At 65.0% G+C, this 5,423-nt stretch carries 4 protein-coding genes and 2 pseudogenes; 4 read left to right on the top strand and 2 right to left on the bottom strand.

Annotation, left to right across the window (positions count from 1 at the left end; all coding sequences use genetic code 11):
- Positions 1-893, bottom strand: a pseudogene (gene dop / locus VN856_RS27595) (pup deamidase/depupylase); the annotation flags it as partial.
- A gap of 151 nt (positions 894-1,044) precedes the next feature.
- Between dop and VN856_RS27590 the strand changes: the two are divergent.
- The 4 genes from VN856_RS27590 to VN856_RS27575 all read left to right on the top strand — a co-directional run bounded on the left by VN856_RS27590 (position 1,045) and on the right by VN856_RS27575 (position 5,009).
- Positions 1,045-2,256 carry a PP2C family protein-serine/threonine phosphatase gene (locus VN856_RS27590; RefSeq protein WP_414687071.1) on the top strand — a complete coding sequence of 404 codons (1,212 nt, stop codon included), beginning with the start codon at positions 1,045-1,047 and terminating at the stop codon, positions 2,254-2,256.
- Between the two features lie 98 nt (positions 2,257-2,354).
- The gene (locus tag VN856_RS27585; RefSeq protein ID WP_325695225.1) at positions 2,355-3,902 is read left to right on the top strand and encodes a sensor histidine kinase; all 1,548 of its coding nucleotides are present in this window, start codon (positions 2,355-2,357) and stop codon (positions 3,900-3,902) included.
- Positions 3,899-4,339 (top strand): response regulator, encoded by a 441-nt coding sequence (locus VN856_RS27580; RefSeq protein ID WP_325695223.1) that lies wholly within the window; start codon positions 3,899-3,901, stop codon positions 4,337-4,339. The genes VN856_RS27585 and VN856_RS27580 overlap by 4 nt, the downstream gene beginning before the upstream one ends.
- 64 nt (positions 4,340-4,403) lie before the next feature.
- Positions 4,404-5,009: a hypothetical protein gene (locus tag VN856_RS27575; protein WP_414687070.1), complete on the top strand. Its 606-nt coding sequence runs from the start codon at positions 4,404-4,406 to the stop codon at positions 5,007-5,009.
- Between the two features lie 3 nt (positions 5,010-5,012).
- On the opposite strand, the pseudogene VN856_RS27570 reads toward VN856_RS27575, so the two are convergent.
- Positions 5,013-5,423: pseudogene (locus VN856_RS27570) on the bottom strand (proteasome ATPase); the annotation flags it as partial.

Below are 5,423 nucleotides of genomic sequence, written 5' to 3'. Positions count from 1 at the left end.
GGGTCGCGGCTGATCGCGTGCACGGCGTGCACCGGCCGGGCCAGCGCCAAGTCGCTGAGGTCGATTCCGTGCGCCGGACCGTCCTCGATCAGGTCGAGCACCAGCGCGGTGGTACCGAGCTTGAGATAGGTCGACGTCTCGGAGAGGTTGGCGTCGCCGATGATGACGTGCAGCCGCCGGTAACGGTCGGCGTCGGCGTGCGGCTCGTCGCGGGTGTTGATGATGCCGCGCTTCAGCGTGGTCTCCAGCCCGACCTCGACCTCGATGTAATCGGATCGCTGCGAGAGCTGGAAGCCCGGCTCGTCGCCGGACGGCCCGATGCCGACCCGGCCGGAGCCGGTGACCACCTGGCGGGACACCAGAAACGGGGTCAGCCCGGCGATGACGGACGAGAACGGCGTCTGCCGGCTCATCAGGTAGTTCTCGTGCGACCCGTAGGAGGCGCCCTTGCCGTCGACGTTGTTCTTGTACAGCTGCAGCTTGGCGGCGCCCGGGACGCTCGCGACGTGGCGGGCGGCGGCTTCCATGACCCGCTCGCCGGCCTTGTCCCAGACCACCGCGTCCAGCGGGTCGGTGCATTCGGGGGCGGAGTACTCCGGGTGCGCGTGGTCGACATAGAGCCGCGCGCCGTTGGTCAGGATCATGTTGGCCGCGCCGACCTCGTCGGCGTCGACCACCGGAGGCGGGCCGGCCGAGCGGCTCAGGTCGAAACCGCGCGCGTCGCGCAGCGGCGATTCCACCTCGTAATCCCAGCGGGTGCGTTTGGCGCGCTGAATGCCGGCGGCGGCCGCGTAGGCCAGCACCGCCTGCGTCGAGGTCAGGATCGGGTTGGCGGTCGGGTCCGACGGCGACGAGATGCCGTACTCGACCTCCGTACCGATAATCCGTTGCATGCTCTAAGCGTAGGCGTGGCGACGATGCGCCCCGCGTGGCGGGGCGAGATGGAGCTCTCGGCGATTAGCCGGTGATCCCGGCAAATACCCAGCGTGTGGGTTATCGTTGGCGCGTCGGGATGCGTGGAGGACATGTTTGATCGAGCGTGTGCTGAACAATCCGGGGTCGATTCCGGTGTCGGATAGCCACGTCGCTCCCGCAGCCGATAGGCACTGGTTGTCACTGCTGCTGATCGAGGACGACCGCGGTGATGCGGTGCTGGTCGAGGAAATGATCGCAGACTCCGGCGCCGATATCCGGGTGGAGTGGGCGCCCTCGTTGGCGCACGCCGACGGCGCCCTCGCCCGCGAGCGCCCGGACTGCGTCCTGCTGGACCTGCATCTGCCGGACGCCACCGGGTTCGACGGCATCGCCCGCGTCACCGAGTGGGATGCCACGCTTCCGGTGGTCGTGCTGACGGAATTGAATGACGAACAATTCGGGGTGTCGGCCGTCGCGAGCGGTGCACAGGACTACTTGGTCAAGGGGCGGGTCGGGCCCGACCTGCTTCGCCGGACTCTGCTGTATGCGATCGAACGTAAGCGCGCCGAGCTCATCGCGGTGGAGCTGCAGGCGAGCGATATTCGGGCCCGGGAAAATGCCCGGCTGGAACGAGGTCTGCTGCCCTCTCCGCTACTGCTCGAGGGCTCAGAAGTCAATGTAGTGACTCGATACCGGCCCAGCCGCACCAACGCGCTGCTGGGCGGAGACTTCTACGATGTCGTGCAAACGCCGGACCGGACCGTGCACATCGTTATCGGCGATGTCGCCGGCCACGGGCCTGACGAGGCCGCGTTGGGAGTGGCACTGCGGATCGCCTGGCGCACATTGACGTTGAGCGGCATTCACGGTGACGCTGCGATGCGGCAGCTCGAACAGATCCTTCACGCTGAAGGCGTAGGCCGCACGATTTTCGCGACGATGTTCACCTTGGCGGTCAGCCCCGACAGTCCGCGGGTCATAGCGGTCCGCGCCGGACATCCCGGCATGCTGGTGCACAGCCACGGCACCGTGGATTGGGCCGAGCCGCCGGCCGGCCCGGCTTTGGGGTTCGCCGGTGACGGCTGGCCGGAGTGTGCAATGGAACTCCCCGAAGGCGGCGGTCTGGTGCTGCTCACCGACGGACTGTTCGAGGGGCATTCTGGTCGCGGTGCCGAACGCCTCGGCGAAGACGGCCTACTGGAGCTGGCCCGGTCGCTGGCGGCGCTGCCCGGCCCGGAGTTCGTCGACGCGCTCATCGACCAGGTCGAGGCCCGAGCCCAAACGCATGGCGGGTTCAGCGACGACGTCGCCGTGGTGCGGGTAGAACGCAGCATCGGGTGACGACGGGATCGACGGGGCAGCCAGACACCCCTACGGACGGCCCGCAGCTGGGATCGCGACTAACGGTCGCAGGTTGGCAGACCGTGGTGCTGTCGGTCATGGGAGCGGTGGTGCTGGCCGGTGCGGCCGCAGGTGCGGTGCTGTTGGACCGCACCGACGCAGTGACCCGTGAGTTGACCGAACACATTCAGCCTGCGCGTGTCTCGGCGTATCAGTTGCAGGGCGCGTTGCGTGATCAGGAGACCGCCCTACGCGGCTACGTGATCGCCGCCGACCGGCAGTTCCTCGCCCCCTACGTCGAAGGGCAACGCGTCGAACAGCAAGCGGCCGAGGACATCACCGCGCGACTCGGTGACCGGGCCGACCTGATTGCCGACCTGACCGCGATCGAGCGCGCCGGCGCCGCGTGGCGCAGCACGTACGCGCAGCCGTTGATCAGCAGCGTGATCCCGGGCACGCCAAATGTCGTGAACGCCGCGACCGCCGAGCGTGGCAAGGCCGAGTTCGACCGCATCCGCGTGCTATTCGATGCCCAGAACTTCGATCTGGCCGCCGCGCGGACCGTCGCGGTCAACCAGTTGGACACGATGCGCAGCTGGCGGGACCGGATCCTGATTGCCATGGTGGCAGCGTTCATCGCCGGGGCGTTCCTGCTGGGATTGTTGATGCGACACGCGGTGACCCGTCCGGTGGCCGTGCTCGCCGCTTCGTGCCGGCGGATTGCGCAAGGCGACTTCGCCCACAGCATCGACGGGCGGGGAGCCAAAGATATCCGCGCGATCGCGGGCGACGTAGAAAACATGCGCGAGCGGATCGTCACCGAGCTGGATATATCCCGATCGGACCGGGCTCGTCTGGCGATGCAAACGGAGGTGCTCGACGCGCAGGCGGTCGAGCTACGGAGATCCAACGCCGAGCTCGAGCAGTTCGCTTATGTGGCCTCCCATGACCTCCAGGAACCGCTACGCAAAGTGGCCTCGTTTTGTCAGCTGCTCGAGCAACGCTACGGCGACACCCTCGATGAACGCGGTATCGAATACATCGGCTTCGCTGTCGACGGCGCCAAACGCATGCAGGTGCTCATCAATGATCTGCTCACCTTTTCCCGGGTCGGTCGCCTCAATGTCACTCGCGTCACGGTTGACCTCGACGCCACCTTGGACACCGCGCTGCGCAATCTGGCCGCGGCGATCGAGGAGTCCAAAGCCCAGATCGCATGCACCGACGGTCCGCTTCCTCAGGTCGTCGGCGATGCCACCCTTCTGACGATGCTGTGGCAGAACCTGATCGGCAACGCGGTCAAGTTCCGACGCGAGGATCGCGTGCCCCACGTCGTGATCGACTGCGAACGCGGAACCGGCGACCACGACGGCCATTGGATGTTCAGCGTGATGGACAACGGCATCGGCATCGCTCCCGAGTTCGCCGCGAAAGTGTTTGTGATCTTCCAGCGTCTGCACGGCCGGGATGCCTACACCGGAACTGGTATCGGGTTGGCGGTCTGCAAGAAAATCGTCGAGCTGCACGGCGGTACCATCGGTATCGACACCGGCAACAGCAGCGGCTCTCGGTTCTGGTTCACCTTGCCTATTGCTGCCGACAGCGACGAGACACCCGTCGGCGCAACCGAAGGAGCCCACCGATGACACCGGCTGGTCGCCCAATCGAGGTCCTGCTTATCGAAGACGATCCCGGAGACGTCCTCATCACTCGGGAAGCCTTCGAACACTACAAGATTCGCAACACTTTGCGTGTTGCAAGCGATGGACAGGAAGGTCTCGACTATCTGTACCAACGTGGATCGCACAAGGGCGCGACCCGGCCGGACCTGATCCTGCTCGACTTGAACCTGCCGAAATACGACGGCCACCAACTGCTTGAAAAGATCAAATCCGATCCAGACTTGTGCCACATCCCCATTGTTGTCCTGACCACCTCGGCCGCTGAGGAAGACATTCTGCGCAGCTACCGACTCCACGCGAACGCCTACGTCACCAAACCCGTTGGCTTCGAACAATTCATGAACGTCATTCGCCAGATCGACGAGTTCTTCGTCCAAGTCGTGGCCCTCCCACCCCGTTGATCCGCCTCGTGGCGGTTGACGCAGGTGAAAGAAGTGTTACCTTCACGTGGTGTCTGCCGAACCCATCACCGGGCTGTCCGGAAAGCGCTACGGGGAAGTCCTTCTGGTGACGCCGGGCGAGGCGGGGCCGCAGGCATCCGTCTACAACAGCTTCGGCCTCAACGACTGTCCCGCCGAGTTGTGGTCGGCGCTCGACGCACAGGCCATTGCGGCCGAAAACGGTGCTGCTACAGCCTTACTCAACGGCCCGCGCTACTGGCTGGTGAACGAGATCGAGAAGACGAACCAGGGCCCGCGGATCATCAAGAACTTCGGCGGGATCGACATGGTGCTCCAGGCGCAAACCTTGCTGTCGGGGATGAACCCTGCGCCCTACACCGCCAACCAGGTCCACCGGCACACCGTCTTCACCTTCGACACCGGCGAAGAGATCTACGAATTGCACGACCCCGCGCTGCGGCGGTGGGTGATGCAGACCTGGAGCCAGATCGTCGACCCCAATCTGTCGCGGGCGGATCTGGCCACGCTCGGTGAGCGACTCAACCTGCCCGACGGATGGAAATACCAGGCCCGAACACTGACCAGCCCGTTGCGCATCGATACGACCACGCACGCCGCGCAGGTGCTGCAGGACGACCTGACCAACAGCTACTCGCTGCTGGCCGGCTGAGCCTTACAGGTACTGACCGAGGTTGGACTCGGTGTCGATGGCCCGTGAGGCACTCGAGCTCTTGCCGGTGACCAGCGTGCGGATGTAAACGATCCGCTCGCCCTTCTTGCCCGAAATCCGCGCCCAGTCGTCGGGGTTGGTGGTGTTGGGCAGGTCCTCGTTCTCGGCGAACTCATCGACGATCGAGTCGAGCAGATGTTGGATCCGCAGGCCTGGCTGGCCGCTTTCCAGCACCGACTTGATGGCATTCTTCTTCGCCCGGTCGACCACGTTCTGAATCATCGCCCCGGAGTTGAAGTCCTTGAAGTACATGACTTCTTTGTCGCCATTGGCGTAAGTGACCTCGAGGAACCGGTTGTCGTCGATCTCGGCGTACATCCGGTCGACGACCTTCTCGATCATCGCCTTGATGCA

The organism is Mycobacterium sp. (genome assembly GCF_035603715.1).
Taxonomy (GTDB): Bacteria; Actinomycetota; Actinomycetes; order Mycobacteriales; family Mycobacteriaceae; genus Mycobacterium.
This window is presented reverse-complemented; position numbering and strand designations above follow the sequence as displayed.